This is a genomic window from Bdellovibrio sp. ZFWA1 (assembly GCF_056175665.1).
Window position 1 is genome coordinate 971740 of record NZ_JBJKJH010000001.1, and the last position, 16805, is coordinate 988544.

Genomic DNA, 16805 nt, shown 5'->3' on the forward strand with positions numbered 1-16805 from the left:
CGTCTTAATTCGAGACGGATTTGAAATTGTCATTTGTTTAGACAAGACCCTGTAAAGTAATTTGACTATTGTGACGATAACTCTTTTGACAGTTTTAAGATTAAAGGAGTTATCCATGATCAATTGGGATGAGTTTGAACATATACACGTTATCAAAAAACTAAAGCAAATTTTAGGCTCTTGGTGGAACATCGATGTTGTTTTCACAGATGAAAGAGGCACACTAAAAGGCTTTGATTCTGGAAAAAATTCTTTTTCGATTCCGGCCGTTGCGCAATTGATGAATAAAGAAGCGGGTCAAAGCAGCATTGCTGACTTAGTTTCTAAGTCGCTTGAAGACCTTCGCGTCTCTCAGAACAGATACTCGCTGCGCAAGTGGGATATGGTGGGATTTGACGTTGGTGTATTCCCAATCATGATTGAAAATGATTGTGTTGGTTCGGTAGTGGCTATGGGATATTTCCGCGAGCCTGATTTTTCTGCACGTCTTTCCGAGGTGCGCGATCGTTTGGCAGCCTTCGGGATGTCTGGCGAAACTATTGAAAAAACTCTTGGTAAGCTAAAATATCTTGATGATAACGAGCGGTCTCATTTCTGTGAAGTATGCGAACTTGTTGCACAAGAAATCGTAACTCTGCACCTAGAAATTAGCTCTAGGGAAGATCGCATCAAAGAATTAAATAAAGAACTAGGCAGCCGCTATAAGTATGACAGCATGATCGGAAAGTCTAAGCCGATGCAATCGTTGTATGCTCTTTTGGATAAAATCAAAGGCGCAGACACAACAGTTCTTATTCAAGGGGAAAACGGTACAGGTAAAGAATTGATTGCTAAATCAATTCACTACAACTCGAATCGTAAAGATAAACACTTTGTGATTCAGAACTGCTCTGCCTTCAACGACAATCTTTTAGAGTCCGAGCTGTTCGGTCACGTTAAGGGGTCGTTCACTGGAGCCCTAAAGGACAAAAAAGGTCTATTTGAAATTGCAGACAAGGGAACATTCTTCCTGGATGAAATCGGTGATACATCGCCACAAATGCAGGTTAAGCTTCTTCGCGTCTTGCAAGAAGGGACTTTCACACCGGTAGGCGCCACCGAGCAAAGAAAAGTAGATGTCCGAATCATTGCGGCAACAAATAGAAATCTTAAAGAGATGGTCGAGCAAGGCACATTCCGTGAAGACTTGTATTACCGTTTGAACGTCATCAATATTCGTGTGCCGCCTTTGCGCGAGCGTAAAGAGGATATGCCATTCTTAACAGACTTCTTCTTATCTAAGATTGCAGAGTCTATGGGTGGTCCTCGTAGAACTTTAACTAAGCGTGCTTTAGAAAAGCTTTACGACTATGCTTGGCCAGGTAACGTCCGGGAGCTTCAGAACGAGATCGAAAGATTGGTTGTTCTTTCTGGGGACGAAACAAAACTTGCGGCAGAATTGCTTTCTCCGAAAATTTTGGAGTCTGGCGATAAAAACAAAGTTCAGGGATCGCGATTGCACGGCAAACTAAAAGATGCCCTAGAAGATCTAGAACGCGATATGATCCGTGAAGGACTTCGTCGCACGGGCTGGAATAAATCCAAACTTGCAAAAGAGTTAGGTATCAGCCGCGCAGGATTGATCATGAAGGTCGAAAAATACGGCCTAGATAAACGCAAACTAGCCCGCTAAAAAGGGGTCAGGTGTTATTTTCTAACCGGGGTGCGGCAAGCACCCCGGTTTTCTTTTTTACTTGGTTGTACTTCAAACTCAACACATCTCTCTTGCCCCAAAAGACCTTAAGAGCCTTCTCGAAATCGCATAATCCGTGAACAGCTCAACCCTAACAGCCCTCTAACCATTTGATTCTGTGAAGATTTTTGATAACGGAATTTTTATTGTAAAGCTTACAATAGATCCGCCCAAAAACGGCACGGCAATTGTATAGAGGTCATGGCAAGGGGTGCCCGTTTATGATGAATACCATCGACAACAATACGATTTCTAAACTACGTCAGCTTGTTTCATCTCGTTATGGCAAAGGCGTGGAAATACGACAGCTCAGCGATCTTTCTGGGGAAGCAATAACTTCTGAAGAGACCTTGTCATATATGAAGGGGACAGCCCTTCACATTCCGATTTCTTGTAATGGAGCTCGCCTTGGAACTGCCATCGTCCCGAATGCACTTGATCTTAATGACGAAAAGAAATCTGGAATTGCGCAAGTCATCCGTATGGTTTTAGAGCCGACAATGTACAACTGGTATCTTGAGCGCAAAGAAGCGAACCTTGAAGAAATAAATAAAGCCAATCTTGAATACAGTCTGACACTCAACTCTCCGTCTGATTCTGAAGAATCGTTTGAAGAGTTTATTGCGGATGATTCTGTAGCTTCTCCACAATTACTTTCTAATTTAATTCATTTGGTAGGCACCAATGAAAACTTGGTAAAAAAAGTCGCATTGCAGCTACATGAAATGACCCACCGATGGGCTTTCGTCCCGTGGAGTGACGTCAAAGATCAGATTCAAAAAGCAGAAGATATTCTGAAGATGGGCGCAATGACTCTGTTCATCGATAAAATCGAAAACCTAAATGATCAAGAGCAAGACCTACTCGTGGAATTTTTGAACCAAGAACATAATGACGAGCATCCCTTGATTATCACCGCGTCAAAACTTTCAATTCTTGAAATCGAGAACTCTTTAGAGCTACAGCCAGCACTTATCGACGAGTTGTCAGTTAATACATTTGAAGTTGATAGAGCCCCCCTTTCGTTTCAATCATTGAAAGAAGTCTTAGAACTGTTCTTCTTCAGAACTGACCGCGAGCTAGACTCTTAACTAAACTTGATTTTTCTATGAGTGTCTGTAAGCTTTGTTTATGGTCACTCAAGATTCTTATTTAGAACCCTTTTTAGCAAAGTCGCTGAACTCCTCAGCTTTTAAAGTATTCCAACTAGCAGGCGATGCTTCGAATCGTCGCTACTATCGCATTGTGATGGACAACCAAAGCTGGGTCCTAATGCGCTGGGATCCTTTTGATCCGAACAACTATCCATTTATTAGCGTGCAAAAACACTTTGCAAAGAACGGTGTACGAGTCCCCGAGATTCTATCTATGTCTCCGGAAGAGGGGCTGGTCCTTCTTGAAGATCTAGGTGACTTAACCCTCGAAAGAAAGTTTTGGGAGAATCAACACCAAGAAGGTGCTCTTGAATTCTATCAAATGGCCGTCGACGAAATCGTGAAAATCCATCATCCAGCGACTCTGGATAAATCTGAATGCACAGCATTTAAAATTCAGTTCGACACCGAAAAATTCATGTGGGAAATGAACTATGGCCGAGAACACCTGATTTTGGGAGTTCTAAAGTTTGCCATGTCTGACAAGGTAGCCTCGGAAATTCAAACCATCTTCCACGATATTTGCACAAAGCTTGATCGAGAGGAAAAGCGAATTTCACATCGTGACTACCATTCTAGAAATCTTATGATCAAGCTAGATAAAATGAGTGTGATAGATTTTCAAGATGCCCGCTTAGGTCCAATACAGTACGACTTAGTTTCCTTGTTTAAGGACTCGTATGTCGACATGAACGATGAAATGGCGCAAAGATTAACCAATTACTACTTGGATCAATCGAAGCAGTATCTGCCAAAAGATTTTTCGCGCGAAAAATTCAATTATATCTACGAACTTCAAACCATTCAGCGCTGCTTTAAGGCATGTGGAAGTTTCGCCTCATTCTACAATACACGACAAGACCGTCGCTATCTTAAGTATCTTGGCGGAACACTTAAAAAAGTAATGAAAGCAGTTAATCAATTCCCAGAATATAAAACATTCTCTGACGTATTGATTGATTCTGGCGCTTTAGAAAAGCAGTACGACAGCTTATGAACTTAATGATGCTTGCTGCGGGCGAGGGAACAAGACTCCGCCCGCATACGTTGACCCATCCAAAACCTTCGATCCCATTTTTAAACATCCCGCTCGCCGCCTGGTCATTAGGATTTTTAGGTAAGCAGTCGATCAACCTGATGTGTGTGAACACATACCATCTGCCCAATAAAATCCATAATCTTTTTAAATCGCTAACTTTACCCACCAAGAATTTATATTTTTCAGATGAAGTAGGCTCTATTCTTGGAAGTGGTGGAGGCCTTGAAAAGGCCCGTAAATATTTCGAAAATAACGGACCTTTGATTATGATGAATAGCGATGAGGTAATTCTTCCAGAAGACCATCAGGTTGTGGAACATGCGGTGCTCGCACACATAAATTCTGATGCCATTGCGACATTGATGGTGACCGAGAATCCCGAGGTAGGAACTAAGTTTGGCGGCGTTTGGGTCGACTCATCAAATAAAGTCATCGGATTTGGGAAACAACGTCCAGAAGGCGCCGTCAAGGGGTGGCACTTTGTGGGAGTTCAAATTCTTTCAGACAGTGTTTTTAATTTTCTACCTTCAGACCAAGAGTCTAATATTCTATACGACGGCTTAATGGCAGCTATAGCCGCTGGACATCGCGTGCAGGTCTTTCCTTTCAACTGTCTTTGGTTCGAAACTGGAAACCCAGCAGATTTTTTGCATGCAACTCAGGAGTGTTTGAAGATCTTAGCGGATTCGCCAAACTCTGACGAAGCTAGGTATATGATTCAAGTACTAAATAAATTCAGCGCCTCGGACTGGCAGATCGAAAAAACAGATCGAGCTGTGTCTTTGCTATCAAAAAGTGCAAAAGTATCTGTCGGAAGCTCGATGCGAGGATTTGTCGTCGTTGGTGGCGAATCCAACATCGCGGATCAAACTCTTTTAGAAGATTGTGTTGTTGGTCCCAATGTAAACCTATCTTCGGGATCAGAAATAAAAAAAGAGATCCGCCTTTAAGCGAATCTCTTTTTTAAGAATTGGCAGTATTACTTATTCAACAAAACTTCTGTTTCACTGAAGAACGTGTCTTGTTGCTTTTTTACGTTATATCGTCGAGTCATCATATCAAAGATTGAGTCTGCAGCGACCCCAATCGGATCTCCGTTATAGTCCTTCGTCATTCCTGCCATATTGGCTGTCCGCTCGCCTGCGGCACCTAGTCCACCGCCGCCCGGAGACTGACTTGAAAGATCTGTGGATTCTTCTACGACAGTCACACCACCGCCGGCTCCTCCACCGCCACCTTCTTCATAGCCATTGGCAGCAGTGAATGCGCCTAGTTTTACTTTTTCAGCAGCCTTCTTTTCTAACTGAGCTGCATAATCCAATGCGCCTTCGATAGCACCAGGAGGTAACCCCGCATTGGCCATCGCACCACCGGACGCAAAGTCAGAAGCGTTATATTCTTTTCCATCGGCGACAATTTTTCCAGTTTTTGGATCATAAGAAAATTTGGGATTTGTACCTGGTTTAAATTTTTTCATCGCATCCAACCCACTTTTTATTTCGGGGTATTTGGATAGATCAGCATCGGTCAAACCACCACCCTGTGAAAAATCAAATCCGTCAGTCATGGAAGCAGTCAGGCCTGCTTGCCCAGCTTTGGAACCGTGCTCACCACCTTGAGCAAAAGACATCGCTCCCATTCCAAACATAATTGCGGCCATCACGCAATCCCCCCCATTTCCAGAACTACACCCTGGAACATGTGATGCACCCTCGGCCATGAACATCCCGCCCATCAGCATCGACATCACTTGTCCACTCTTATTCGCACCTTGAGCATTATTCGATGCCTGATTTGATGAAGGACCACCGACAGACGCAGTACCCGAATCAGCTCCTTTCGAGCCTTTATTCGTAGGGGCCTCTTCGCCATAACTTGGTAAAGAGAATGTAGCTAATAATAGATAAATAAATATTTTCTTCATTCTTCTCTCCACTAGTTATTCAGTAGCGTTCGTTTATTATCGGAATACCGATCGCGCACTTTTTCCCAATTTGATTTTCCACCTTCAGTTGTTACATCTGTTGGAAATTCTTCACCAGCCATTGCATTGGGATCGTTCTCTCCACCAGGAAGATAGTCTTTTAAACCGTCTTTTTCAGATGACGATAAACCACCACCACCCCAGCCACCACCGCCGCCACCGGTGCCCATTTCCATTCCGTATTCTGCAGCCGCCGCGATTCCTTCTTCAGGAACTGCGCCATCAACTCCGGCCGCCGATCCACCCAAACCAGCACCGCCACCGCCAGCACCAGGAGCTTGGCCCGCGCCACCTTTGACATCACTCATTTTTGAATTAATACCGCCACCGCCTGAAGCTGCGGTTAGCGCGCCTGATTTATCGGCAGCATTCACGCCAATATCAGTATTTGAAGGCATACGGCCATCAAAACTAACTCCGTCCGACCCAGCTTTGGTTAAGCTATTATTACAACCTGGATTTCGCGGATTCAGTTCGCAAATACATTCTGGCAAACTGGCGTTTTTTGAATCTTTACAATCAAGTTTTGCAGCAGCAACAGATCCATCAGCGCCTTCTGTTTTCTTTTCGCATTCTTTGGATTGTTTAGCATGCGCCATCATCTGGGCCGCACCAGCCAATGCAGACATAACAAGCTTTCCGTACTCTCGGGTGCAACGATCGCCTTTGCCCGCAACCGTGCCTAATGTTCCTGTTTTTAATTCTCCTGCCACTGCTTTTTCTAAAGAAGCCATGTTCGCTTGGAACCTTTTTTGACCTTCCATACAATATGTCCCACCCTCAGCACTTCTAGAATCAGGAGGTAAATATGGAGTACAATTAAACTGTAATTTTTTAAGAAGTTTTGTAAGAGCTTTCAAACCAGAGGTTGATTGATAGCAAATTACTCCGCAGCCGCTCTTTATTACTCCACAAGTCGTAGTATATGCAGTCAAACCCATAGAAGCGATATTAAAAGCCTTTCCCATTTTACTACACTGGTCATTAACACCCATCGCACCAAGACCGGAAAGCAGAGTGTTCACATTACTTAATGTTCCCGCTAAACTTCCATTGTTACATTCCAAACAAACAGAAGCCGCCTTGTTCTGGGTATCATGACAAGCTTGCCAAGAACCTTCATATTTTTCTGCCGCTGCCTTTATTTCTCCGGCACCCACCAACTGACATTGGGCAAGGAGGCTCCCATTTTTTGCGGAGCAGCTTGAGGCTAATTGTGATAAAAAACCCACCGCTGACATAATATCTGTTTTAAACTGGGGATCGCCTTTTTTTTGTGCTTCTTCCGCCTGATTAGCTTTGGTCGCAGGATCGCACCCACCAAGTCCACTTAAGAATTCACTTATCCCCAAACCCTCACTATCTTCCTCCGTCTTAACAGGAGTAGATGGCTGACTCGCAGCAGGCTCATCACTTTTGGAAAGCGAAATTGAGGGCGCAATTGCTAACGAAAGAGCAACCGAGAATTGAACTGCCTTACGAATACACGTAAATTTGTATGCTTGCATAGATTTCTTCCCCGTGTCTCTTTTCGGACAGAAGTCGAGGAAACTTAAATATTACAGAAGATGTCTTAATATGAGACTAAAAGTCATCCGGCGGTTGATTTAGAATCGCACCCTGAGTTGTCGGTCCACCCAATTTTAAGTCATTCCTTTTAAGGTAATCCCGTGCCGTCAACTTCACCGCGTACCCAGTAGTTCCACCGCGTCTGACACAAGAACCAGGACTGGCGGGCTCGCCTTCAGGAATTTCATAATTACACTTTCCAAACCGTTCGCTGTCGATCGCAAAATCCGTAAGACCTTTGGGTGCCCAGCCCGTTAGTACGGAGTTCACACTATCTGTGGTCCAAAGGAAATTTTCCTTCCAGTTAAAGCGAAGCATCTTAAAAATATTATCTTTTTTTAGTTCATCATATTGATTACGAATGCTGTATTTTTCAAATTGAGTTCCTGCGCGATGTCCAATATCTGGCCGCACATCTTTCTGAATACCTAATTTGGCTGCCAAGCCAGTTTGAAGACGAGTGTAATATGAAGTGTAAAAATCGGGCTCTATAGAATAATAAGTGACATCAAACTGATCTGGTAAAATAGAAATCAACTCTAGAAATCGCATATCCGATGGTTGGTTGGTTTGCCTATTCCAAGCTAGAATATCGCCTGCGCCTTCTTGAATAAATCCCGGCAAGTGGTCCCAATGCTGAAAGTTTGGAGACGCCCCCTCGGTGCCTTCTCGATCCTGCTGAGTAATTGGCTCGCCGCCAATTTGCCATTTCGGATCAAGCCTAAAAACAGCGCGTCCAAAATATCCTAAGACCTGCCTTGATTTATGCCCTAATTGATCACCTACAAATCGTGAATGATTCGCGATCCTAAATGGATCTTTAAAGCCGGCGGCATTAGAAAATATTTTTGTATCAGATACTCTAGGAGGAATAAGTTTGTCCAACTTTACATCCGAGTTCCCAATAGGACTGTTTGAAATCGGCGAAGCCGAAGGCCAATCTTTACCGTACCAGGGACCAATACGACCACCAAAAGGTTTGGCAAGTGCTCGCGCTGTTAAAACAATCGACCCTAGCGGTGAAAAGGGAATCTTTGGAGTCGTGCTTGCTTTAATCCCAACATAAGCCATACACCATGGATTTTTCTCGACTCCAAGTGAAGGATTGAACTTGTTAAAAATATTCGACTGATTAAAACCAATAAAATTATTTAAAGTTTGGGCCATCTGAAAGTATTGTGCAGTTTCGCCACCATTTTCCATGTGATTCGGAGGTGAAGTCGGACTTAGTTCCTTTGCCACACTTTGAATTCCGTTACTGGCGGAACACAAAGTATCAATATACGAAAATCCGGGCATGATCTTAATAGGCTTTATCCAGTTCCTAAAGCCACCATCTGTTTGTTGGGCACAATTCCCAAGTCCTAAAGAGTTGATTGTCTGAACATCATCATCTTTTAATGCAGATTCGTTAGGAGCAGTCAGGTTTTTTCTTAAGGTTGCAATCATTCCGTTACGAACATCGCCCCCATCAACATCGGTAAATGTATCTTTCTTAACTGACATAGAATCAGAAATCGCTTTTATCGCGTCCATTCGCGATGACTGATCAATTATGTAACTGGCAACGAACTTAGATAAAGTGATATAGTTATAAGAGCCCATCACCTTACAACGAGTCACGACCTGATTTTGCATGGCTTGAGTTGCTGCAGAGATCGCTCCGGTAAATCCTAAGAAACCCGCAATAATGGCTGGCTTTTGGAAAATTGCGACTGTACTTTGAGCTTTATCAGAAGCTGCCCGACAAGTATTTTCATTCGGAGGCATCGGCTTAAATGGGTGGTAGGTGATGCAAAAAGGGGGATTTTCAAAGAAGTAGGGATTCGCCCCAACTTGATTTTCTACAGGCTGAATCAGTTCGCCAGAAGATTTGTTAAATGGATGATCATTTCCGTTGGAGGCGTACTCCCCCGCGGTTCCCAATTCGCGATATCGAAAAACCAGAAGCTTCCAGCTCTGTCTAATTTGATAATTCGTATGAGCAATGACATTTAAATTTTCTGCCTGCTTCGAAGCTCCGTAATAAGCGGCAAGATCGACCGCATTCTGCAAATTAATTTTGTGATGCACCAAAAGCCCTACGTTAATAACCATCGCAAAAAATAAAAATAGGACCTGAAATATCAGGGCGACAAAAATCGCAACTTGTCCTCTTTCATTTCTTACAGATCGGCAGTTCAGCCAGGCTCTCACATTCATAAAGAAATCATCTCCTGATTCAGAAGCTTAAGCAACAACTCGACTTTCAAAAATCTCATTTCGAAAACTTTGACTAGACGTCATTCCCAAGACAAAATTTACTGTGTTGATTTACTTTACACCCTGTGAGGCTCGACCATGGTCCGTACCAGCTTAATGATCGCAATACTAACTTTATGCAGCCATTCCTATGCCGCAATATTATTTGAAGGCTATTCAAAAATTCTACTGAATGGTCAGCATATTGGATATACGATCTCGCGCTATACCTTTGACGACAAAACTCAACAGTTTAAATCTGTCTATTTTCTTAAGACTGGCAAAGAAGCTGGAGAAATGACCGAAAGCCTAACGGCCACTGCGGATTCGAATCTGAATCCAATTTCGTTTGAATACACAAATGTCATTGGCAAAAGTGTGAAGACCGTCGATGCCAAGATGGTTAAAAACATTTTAAAGGGAACAGTGAAAGATAACGGCAAGATAGTAAAGATCAATTCAAAACTTGAGCCAGGAACATTTCTTTCGAATTTTTTAGTTTATCTAATTCTTAAAGGAAAAGATGGTCTAAAAGAAAATTCAAATTACCAATATCAAGCTATCGCAGAAGAAGATGGTCTGGTCTACAAAGGAACTGCCGCGACTGGCAAGCCATCCACCTACAAGGATATTTCTGTATTTAAAATTGAGAACTCATTTAAAGATGCAAAATTCACTTCGTGGGTTACACCGCGCGGAGAAGTTCTAGCAACTGAAATGCCAGCCTCGGGAATTAAAACAGAACTTGTCGCCGTCCCCGAAGAAGCGACAGCCGGTCAAGTCGTCAGCCAAGGAATTATCAAAACTCTTTTTGGTGATATTCCTGAAGGAAAGGCAAATGCACTGGCGGCTAAGAATCCATCAGCGCCTTCTAAAACATCAGGAGTCCCGCAAGGTAGCGGAATTCAATTAAAATCAGAACCACCAGCAGGAAAATAAGAATGAAAAATTTAATTGGCCAACACATGTTCATTGGCATCTCGGGCCACAGCCTGACGGCAGATGAAAAAAAGTTTATCGTAGAAAACAATATTGGTGGCATTTGCTTATTTGGACGAAACGTCGCAGAACCAAAGCAGGTCGCAGATCTTTGTCAGGAAATCCAAAGCCTTCGTCACAAAATGGCAGATCGTGCACCACTATTTATTGGTATCGATATGGAAGGTGGCCGAGTCCACAGACTGAAGCCTCCGTTTACACAATTTCCCGCGCTCAAATACCTTGGTGATTTAGACAACCCAACTGTCACCTTTAACTTTGCCCTAAAAATGGGTCTTGAGCTTCGAGCCGTGGGAATCAATCTAGATTTTGCTCCGTGCGCAGATATTTTTTCAAATCCAAAAAATACTGTCATAGGCGACCGCAGCTTCGGAACTGACCCAGAGCTGGTTGCAAGGCACGTTTCCGCAATGATTCGCGGTTATGTGAAGTCTGATGTAATTACTTGCTCTAAGCATTTCCCAGGTCACGGAAATACTTTGCTCGATTCCCATTATGATCTTCCTGTAGAGTCTGAATCTAATTGGAATACTCTTGATCAGCGGGAATTAGTTCCATTCAAAAAAGCGGTTAAGTCCCGAACAGACATGGTTATGACGGCTCATATTAAATACCCTCATGTTGATTCCCAGTGGCCAGCGACATTGTCCAAAAAAATAATCTCGGAAAAACTGCGAGAAGAACTACGCTATCGAGGCTTTATAATCACCGATGATTTGGGCATGAAGGCGATGGCTGACAACTATGGAGCCGAAGAGATCCCTGTTTTAGCTCTAGAGGCCGGTGTCGACTTCCTACTATATTGCAATGAACCACACACTCCACCAATTGCTGTCGATGCTATTACCGATGCTCTTGTGCAGGGCCGTCTTTCAGAGTCTGCAATGAGGCAAAATCATCAACGCATTTTAGAATTTAAGAAAGATCGTTTGCAAAATCCCGAGCCTTTGCCACTAAACCAAATACAAGAGGTTGTTGGTATCCAAGAGCATCTTGATTTCGTGCAAGCCATTCGCAACGGCCAAGTCCCTGCAGGGCTTACTGGCGCCACTCTTTAAACAATCCAACGAACACAATTCGGTAGACAGCCCTGAAGATTCTTCAGGGTTTTCTATTTTTAATGCCCAAACATTGCCCACAAGTGACTGAAATCATTGAATATTCAATAAACTAACTTTGGCCCCATTTTTGTACTATTCCCAAACGATATTATTCCGTCAAAAGAATCCGTTAGGAGTGCGTATGGGATTTGAACTAAGACCTGAAAACTCGAAGCTAGATACGGGAAGTGCCGTCATGTGGGCCCACCATGAAGTGCCCGAAGCTTCTTCCCAACGTTTCTATGCAATGTCGACCGTTGTCCATATAGCGATGCTATTAGCAACAGCACTGATCTCGGCACCTCTCATTGAAAAAGCTGAAGTCGAAACAGTCACTATTGAAATTGAAAGCGAAGCCACTCCGATTGCAAAAGGCGCTGCGGTCGCCGCAACTCGCGGGGGGTCTCCGTCAAATATTCCTGTAGCAGAAATGCCAACAGCACCAGTCAAAGGTGGAAACGAATTAGCCGGCAACGATGACATCGTTGTTACTAAACCTGCTGGCAAAATTAAATCTGCAAAAGCCGCAGTTCCTGCCTCGGCAAAATCTAGCAAGTTAAGCTCTATGGCTCCTAAAGCAGCCCCAGTGGTTGCTGTTGCCGCAAGTATCGATGACATCGACGCTCCAGAGCTGGATGAAGCCCTTATCGAAAAAAATCAAGTCGTGCGCGGTATTGATGATGATTTCGGTAACGACTTCAATAAAGTAGATCATCAACAAAAAGCCAAAGTAAAAGCAATAGCTTCACAACTTAACTCTGCGGCCGATGAAGCCGCCCAAGAAGGTGACGAGTTTTTAAATTCGCTGGCTGACGAGACCAATAAAAATACTCAGGCATTTTTAGCTGCGAACAAAGCCCGCAGAGCTAAAGATTATGAAGGCATCGCTTCGGCACTTGCCGCGGAAAAAGCCGCCGCTCGCGCTGCCGCAGCTGCAGCAGCAGCCCGCGCACAAGCCGCAAGAAACGGAACCGGACAAGGTCAAGGAGCAGGCGGAGGCCAAACTAATGGAATGGGCGCTGGAAATAACGGCGCCAACGCCCCATCAACAATGCTAGCAGGAACACCAAATGGAATTCGTAAACTCGAGCAGCTTCGTCAAATGCCTGGAAACCCAATTCCACAGTACTCGACAGATGAACGTTTGAATGGTCATCAAGGGAATATCGTTTTTTATGCTTACGTTGATAAAAATGGATTTTTAAATAAATTCAAACAAGTATCGACGACAGGATATGCAAATTTAGACTCTAAAACTTTGACCGCTCTTAAAAAATGGAGATTCTATCCAGGCCAAGAAGGCTGGGTTGAGCTTCCATTTGGTTGGACCTTAAAAGGTGGGGCTAAAGCGATTGGCGGAACCCTAAGAACTCGAAGCGCAATGCGATAGAGTTCAACAAATTAAGCAAAAGCAAAAAGCCTTTGGAAAACCAAAGGCTTTTTAATTTTTAAATTAACAAAAAACTCTGCTGCTAATTAGTCTTTGAAAAGTTCTTTAGCAGATTTAGTAGAGCCCTTTGTGCGAAGAGAAGCTTTACGTTTTGTACCACGAGTAGCTACCTTGCGTGCGCGGACTGTTTCAGTTCTTTTTGTTTTGGAAGCCATGTTTCCCCCTGGTTTTTAAAATCAGACACGTTAGTTATCAAAAGGGCATACCCAAGTCAACGAAATGTGCGTGATTTCTAGACATCGAAGCGTCCACCTCGTAGGCCCAGTCAACGTAAAAAACCGGCCCATGAAAGCCTAAGCCAATGGAATTATAGGTTTTTTCGTCTTTTTGGACAATTCTGCGACCAATTTTAAAAACACTCCATTCGTTAAAAAAGGTCTCAATTCCAAAGCCGTATTCGGGTTTAGTTCCAAGGTGCCCCTCGCCGGTCTGCCAATCGACCTTAAATCTGGCAAATTCCTGATAAACATAGGTCAAACCCAGCGAGGTCTGAGGCTTCAGTTTATGGGCTGTCGGAAAGTTTTTAGGTGCAGATAATAGATTGGATTGAACAACTCCAAAACCTAGCGACTGAGTAATCGCCCACAACATACCTAGATCAGCATTGCTTTGAGTGTATCTAGTTCCAGAGTCTGTTTTAAGTTCGTAGTATTTTCCAGTAAGACCAAACGACAATCTACCCGCAACGAACTCTGCCAAAGACAAAGACAATATACCAGATTTCGAATCATCAGATTTATTATCCAAAGAAATCCAACTTAAAGCACCAGGCAATAAGGACTCTTTCGTGTTGTCCGAAATCGCGTAAACTCGAACATCATTTGTGCCAGAAAAAAATAAATGCCTCCCGACCAAATGCGGGATGGCTGCGGAATTCATGAAGATGGCCTCGCCAGGACCCACCGCCGCTCGTCCAGTTCCACCTGCTCCAACGGCTGAGGCTGGCGAATAAGTTTTGGCGTATCCGAAGCTCGATGTAAAATAGACCAGTGAATAAAAGATCAGTGCGGCAGGAAGCTGCATTTTAAACTTAGGGACGAGTGCCATGATCAAATATCTCCTATTATTTCTTCTAAGCTATCAAGGAGCGACCGCCTTTGCTAGCAACTTTAGCAGCGTCAAAATACAAACTGGCGACAACGTACTATCCCTCATGCGCAGATATGGATTTAGCGAATATCAGCGTCAAAGCATTCTGCGCAAGATTCCAAATATTCGACATGCGACTCTAACCACTGATATGAATTTTCTGCTATCAAAAGCGGGAAAGATCGTCGAAATTAAATTTTTCGATGCTTTGGCCCATCGTGGATGGTTGGTCTACCGCAATGGCAGTAAATTCAATGCGACTGAATTCACGCCTCAATTTCAAATTCAACGAAAACGTTTATCGGGTAAAGTTTCGGGATCTGTCTATGCTTCCATTTTTGAAAAAACGAACTCTCACTGGGTGGCATCTCGATTTGTGGATGCTTATTCTTTAGGAGCGGACCGAAATTTAAGCGTTCAAAGAGGTGCACACTTCAATCTTGTCCTTGAAAAAAAATATATCGATGGCAAGTTTGTTAAATTTGGCGAAGTGCTAGAGACCAAAATTAGCAATCAAGGGCGCCAAAATGAAAAATCATTCGTAAAAATAGGCCGCGGCGGAATCTTCATCAATGAAAAGGATCTTGAATTAAAGCGACCCTTTTATGCCCCTGTTGATTATTTAAGAATCTCGAGCCAATTTCAGCCTAATCGCCGACACCCAATTACGAAACGTGTTCAACCACATCTTGGTGTTGACTTCGAACTTCCCATTGGCGAGCCCGTTTACGCCGCAAAATCAGGAACAATCGTTCGTTATGGATATCACCACGCCGCAGGAAACTACGTCGTCATTTTGCATCCAGGTGGTCACGAATCATCGTACAACCACATGCAATCGATCAATCGAAATCTAAGGATTGGAATGCGAGTTTCCGGTGGACAAAAGATTGGAACGATTGGCTGCACAGGCTATTGTACGAAAGCGCATTTACATTTTGCCCTTCGCCTTAAGGGCCGCATGGTTAATCCCATTAATTACATCAACCCTTATCCCGTTTTCGCAAAGAACAAACTAGAAAACCACTTAGCTGCAAACTAAGTGGTCTTTTATTAAAGTATAAATACATTTTAAAATCAGATTACTTCACACACACCGAGATATATTGCGCACACACTGGCACTGGCGGAGTTCCGCTTGTATAGACTTTATCCGGAATGTTTTCGAAGCATTCATTGGCAGGATTGTACTCGACGGGCACCAATCCACCATTGTATTGATCTGTCGAATAGCAATCAAAGTTCTTCGGCACAGCACAGTTCAGCTCTGGGTTTACATCCCACTGACTGGCAGGTAGATGTCTTCTTAAGATTTTCAAACGATCGCGAATCGTCGAATTCGAAAGACTTGCAAATGACGGAGCAGGACACGCCGTCGCCGCATCTTTCGGACGAACAATCAGAAGTCGCAATGTTGAAGGACATGACCACGAGCCAGTGATCGGAGCTTTTGCTGAAGTTTCTAAATTAACCTCTGACACACCCGTTAACACGTTTTCCGGATTGTTTAATGCCGGAGCACTGCCATGCTTACCAAAGATAAAGGTAAAGCCGCGACCGTATGCCACTTTTGGATCGTTTGCCGTTGGTGCCGCAGGTTCAAAAGCTTCGCCGCTTGGCTTTTTAAAAGTCAAAGCAAGGATACCGCGCTGACCATCATTTCCTGCAGATGTCATATCCCTTCTAAACCAATCGGCCCAAGCTTCACTTTGATTATAGAAGATGGAATATTCTAAAGTACGTTGTTGAACCTCTGGAGCTAAACCAAAGAAGCTAGCCACTGAACTCTTAAAGAGCGGAGTTAAAATACGATCATCGGTAGCTGCCAATCCGTAGTCTACATAATCCACTGTCGCTTTCGGCGAAGAAGAGTTTCGCACCCAGTAAGGTTGAGCGTAGTTTCGCCAAGCAAACTGGAGCGTGACGCCCTGATTGTTTGGAGAATCATACAAATAGGCTTTCTTTTCTGCTTCGGTAACCACTGTATTTGGATAGACAGGTTTAAAATTGTTCGTAATGTAATCGTGATACGTCTGACGAAGCTTCAACCCACTAGTGGCCTTATAAGCACCAACTTTAAAAGTAAAAGCGCCTGGCTTTTTTTGATAGCTTGATCCATTACACGAATTGTATGTGATTTGATCGACTTCTACATCGAAAGCAAAAGGAATAGCTTGAACCTTCGGTCCATAAAGCTGTCCATATTTTGTGAGAAGATTTTGGTTCGCTGAAGACGAGGCACTGTCCAAGACGCTTTGGCCCATCTCGGAATCAAATCCGGCTTTTCCACAATTCTGGAATGACGTCACTAGCAGAGCCAACAAAATGGCGCTTCCACCGACTCGTCTTGCCAGACTAAAGTGAGCATTTGGCTTCTTAAAGTCCATGAACTTCCCCCGGATTACAGACTAACATACATATCGTCACATTCTTGAAAAAAATTATGTC

General features: G+C 43.5%; 14 protein-coding genes. 8 read left to right on the plus strand and 6 right to left on the minus strand.

The window, feature by feature from the left end; genetic code table 11:
* The first annotated feature begins 115 nt into the window (after nt 1-115).
* The 4 genes from AC04MN_RS04600 (at nt 116) to AC04MN_RS04615 (ending at nt 4875) form a co-directional block, all read left to right on the plus strand.
* Nucleotides 116-1672, plus strand: coding sequence for a sigma-54 interaction domain-containing protein (locus AC04MN_RS04600; protein ID WP_475382012.1), 1557 nt, complete (start codon nt 116-118; stop codon nt 1670-1672).
* Nucleotides 1673-1953: 281 nt separating this feature from the next.
* The gene (locus AC04MN_RS04605) at nt 1954-2823 is read left to right on the plus strand and encodes a hypothetical protein (protein WP_475382013.1); all 870 of its coding nucleotides are present in this window, start codon (nt 1954-1956) and stop codon (nt 2821-2823) included.
* 40 nt (nt 2824-2863) lie between these two features.
* The gene (locus AC04MN_RS04610) at nt 2864-3883 is read left to right on the plus strand and encodes an aminoglycoside phosphotransferase family protein (RefSeq protein ID WP_475382014.1); all 1020 of its coding nucleotides are present in this window, start codon (nt 2864-2866) and stop codon (nt 3881-3883) included.
* Nucleotides 3880-4875 carry a nucleotidyltransferase family protein gene (locus tag AC04MN_RS04615; RefSeq protein ID WP_475382015.1) on the plus strand — a complete coding sequence of 332 codons (996 nt, stop codon included), beginning with the start codon at nt 3880-3882 and terminating at the stop codon, nt 4873-4875. Before AC04MN_RS04610 ends, AC04MN_RS04615 begins: the two co-directional genes overlap by 4 nt.
* 29 nt (nt 4876-4904) lie before the next feature.
* Here AC04MN_RS04615 and AC04MN_RS04620 read toward each other — a convergent pair whose 3' ends face one another.
* From AC04MN_RS04620 to AC04MN_RS04630, 3 genes are all read right to left on the minus strand, one after another.
* Nucleotides 4905-5849, minus strand: a complete 945-nt coding sequence (locus tag AC04MN_RS04620; RefSeq protein ID WP_475382016.1) for a hypothetical protein — start codon at nt 5847-5849, stop codon at nt 4905-4907.
* A gap of 11 nt (nt 5850-5860) precedes the next feature.
* A complete protein-coding gene (locus AC04MN_RS04625) occupies nt 5861-7417 on the minus strand; it encodes a hypothetical protein (RefSeq protein ID WP_475382017.1) in 1557 nt (518 codons plus the stop codon).
* A 76-nt stretch (nt 7418-7493) separates the two neighbouring features.
* The gene (locus AC04MN_RS04630; protein ID WP_475382018.1) at nt 7494-9680 is read right to left on the minus strand and encodes a TadE/TadG family type IV pilus assembly protein; all 2187 of its coding nucleotides are present in this window, start codon (nt 9678-9680) and stop codon (nt 7494-7496) included.
* Nucleotides 9681-9836: 156 nt separating this feature from the next.
* Here AC04MN_RS04630 and AC04MN_RS04635 point away from each other — a divergent pair, with 156 nt between their 5' ends.
* The 3 genes from AC04MN_RS04635 to AC04MN_RS04645 all read left to right on the plus strand — a co-directional run bounded on the left by AC04MN_RS04635 (nt 9837) and on the right by AC04MN_RS04645 (nt 13208).
* Nucleotides 9837-10658 (plus strand): hypothetical protein, encoded by an 822-nt coding sequence (locus AC04MN_RS04635; RefSeq protein ID WP_475382019.1) that lies wholly within the window; start codon nt 9837-9839, stop codon nt 10656-10658.
* Between the two features lie 2 nt (nt 10659-10660).
* Complete coding sequence (gene nagZ, locus AC04MN_RS04640) at nt 10661-11776, plus strand: beta-N-acetylhexosaminidase (protein ID WP_475382020.1); 1116 nt, start codon at nt 10661-10663, stop codon at nt 11774-11776.
* A gap of 184 nt (nt 11777-11960) precedes the next feature.
* Nucleotides 11961-13208: an energy transducer TonB gene (locus tag AC04MN_RS04645; RefSeq protein ID WP_475382021.1), complete on the plus strand. Its 1248-nt coding sequence runs from the start codon at nt 11961-11963 to the stop codon at nt 13206-13208.
* 86 nt (nt 13209-13294) lie between these two features.
* Here AC04MN_RS04645 and AC04MN_RS04650 read toward each other — a convergent pair whose 3' ends face one another.
* Both AC04MN_RS04650 and AC04MN_RS04655 read right to left on the minus strand, forming a co-directional pair.
* A complete protein-coding gene (locus tag AC04MN_RS04650; RefSeq protein WP_475382022.1) occupies nt 13295-13423 on the minus strand; it encodes a hypothetical protein in 129 nt (42 codons plus the stop codon).
* 37 nt (nt 13424-13460) lie between these two features.
* Nucleotides 13461-14315 carry a hypothetical protein gene (locus AC04MN_RS04655; protein WP_475382023.1) on the minus strand — a complete coding sequence of 285 codons (855 nt, stop codon included), beginning with the start codon at nt 14313-14315 and terminating at the stop codon, nt 13461-13463.
* Here AC04MN_RS04655 and AC04MN_RS04660 point away from each other — a divergent pair.
* Nucleotides 14314-15399: a peptidoglycan DD-metalloendopeptidase family protein gene (locus AC04MN_RS04660; protein WP_475382024.1), complete on the plus strand. Its 1086-nt coding sequence runs from the start codon at nt 14314-14316 to the stop codon at nt 15397-15399. The two genes, AC04MN_RS04655 and AC04MN_RS04660, sit on opposite strands and share 2 nt — an antisense overlap.
* A gap of 40 nt (nt 15400-15439) precedes the next feature.
* Here AC04MN_RS04660 and AC04MN_RS04665 read toward each other — a convergent pair whose 3' ends face one another.
* Complete coding sequence (locus AC04MN_RS04665) at nt 15440-16744, minus strand: hypothetical protein (protein ID WP_475382025.1); 1305 nt, start codon at nt 16742-16744, stop codon at nt 15440-15442.
* Nucleotides 16745-16805 lie beyond the last annotated feature (61 nt).

Coding starts and splice junctions, on each gene's coding strand:
- AC04MN_RS04615 (WP_475382015.1), top strand. CDS start 3,880: ATGAACTTAATGATGCTTGCTGCGGGCGAGGGAACAAGACTCCGCCCG.
- AC04MN_RS04610 (WP_475382014.1), top strand. CDS start 2,864: ATGGTCACTCAAGATTCTTATTTAGAACCCTTTTTAGCAAAGTCGCTG.
- AC04MN_RS04625 (WP_475382017.1), bottom strand. CDS start 7,417: ATGCAAGCATACAAATTTACGTGTATTCGTAAGGCAGTTCAATTCTCG.
- AC04MN_RS04665 (WP_475382025.1), bottom strand. CDS start 16,744: ATGGACTTTAAGAAGCCAAATGCTCACTTTAGTCTGGCAAGACGAGTC.
- AC04MN_RS04605 (WP_475382013.1), top strand. CDS start 1,954: ATGATGAATACCATCGACAACAATACGATTTCTAAACTACGTCAGCTT.
- AC04MN_RS04635 (WP_475382019.1), top strand. CDS start 9,837: ATGATCGCAATACTAACTTTATGCAGCCATTCCTATGCCGCAATATTA.
- AC04MN_RS04600 (WP_475382012.1), top strand. CDS start 116: ATGATCAATTGGGATGAGTTTGAACATATACACGTTATCAAAAAACTA.
- nagZ (WP_475382020.1), top strand. CDS start 10,661: ATGAAAAATTTAATTGGCCAACACATGTTCATTGGCATCTCGGGCCAC.
- AC04MN_RS04650 (WP_475382022.1), bottom strand. CDS start 13,423: ATGGCTTCCAAAACAAAAAGAACTGAAACAGTCCGCGCACGCAAGGTA.
- AC04MN_RS04645 (WP_475382021.1), top strand. CDS start 11,961: ATGGGATTTGAACTAAGACCTGAAAACTCGAAGCTAGATACGGGAAGT.
- AC04MN_RS04655 (WP_475382023.1), bottom strand. CDS start 14,315: ATGGCACTCGTCCCTAAGTTTAAAATGCAGCTTCCTGCCGCACTGATC.
- AC04MN_RS04620 (WP_475382016.1), bottom strand. CDS start 5,849: ATGAAGAAAATATTTATTTATCTATTATTAGCTACATTCTCTTTACCA.
- AC04MN_RS04630 (WP_475382018.1), bottom strand. CDS start 9,680: ATGAATGTGAGAGCCTGGCTGAACTGCCGATCTGTAAGAAATGAAAGA.
- AC04MN_RS04660 (WP_475382024.1), top strand. CDS start 14,314: ATGATCAAATATCTCCTATTATTTCTTCTAAGCTATCAAGGAGCGACC.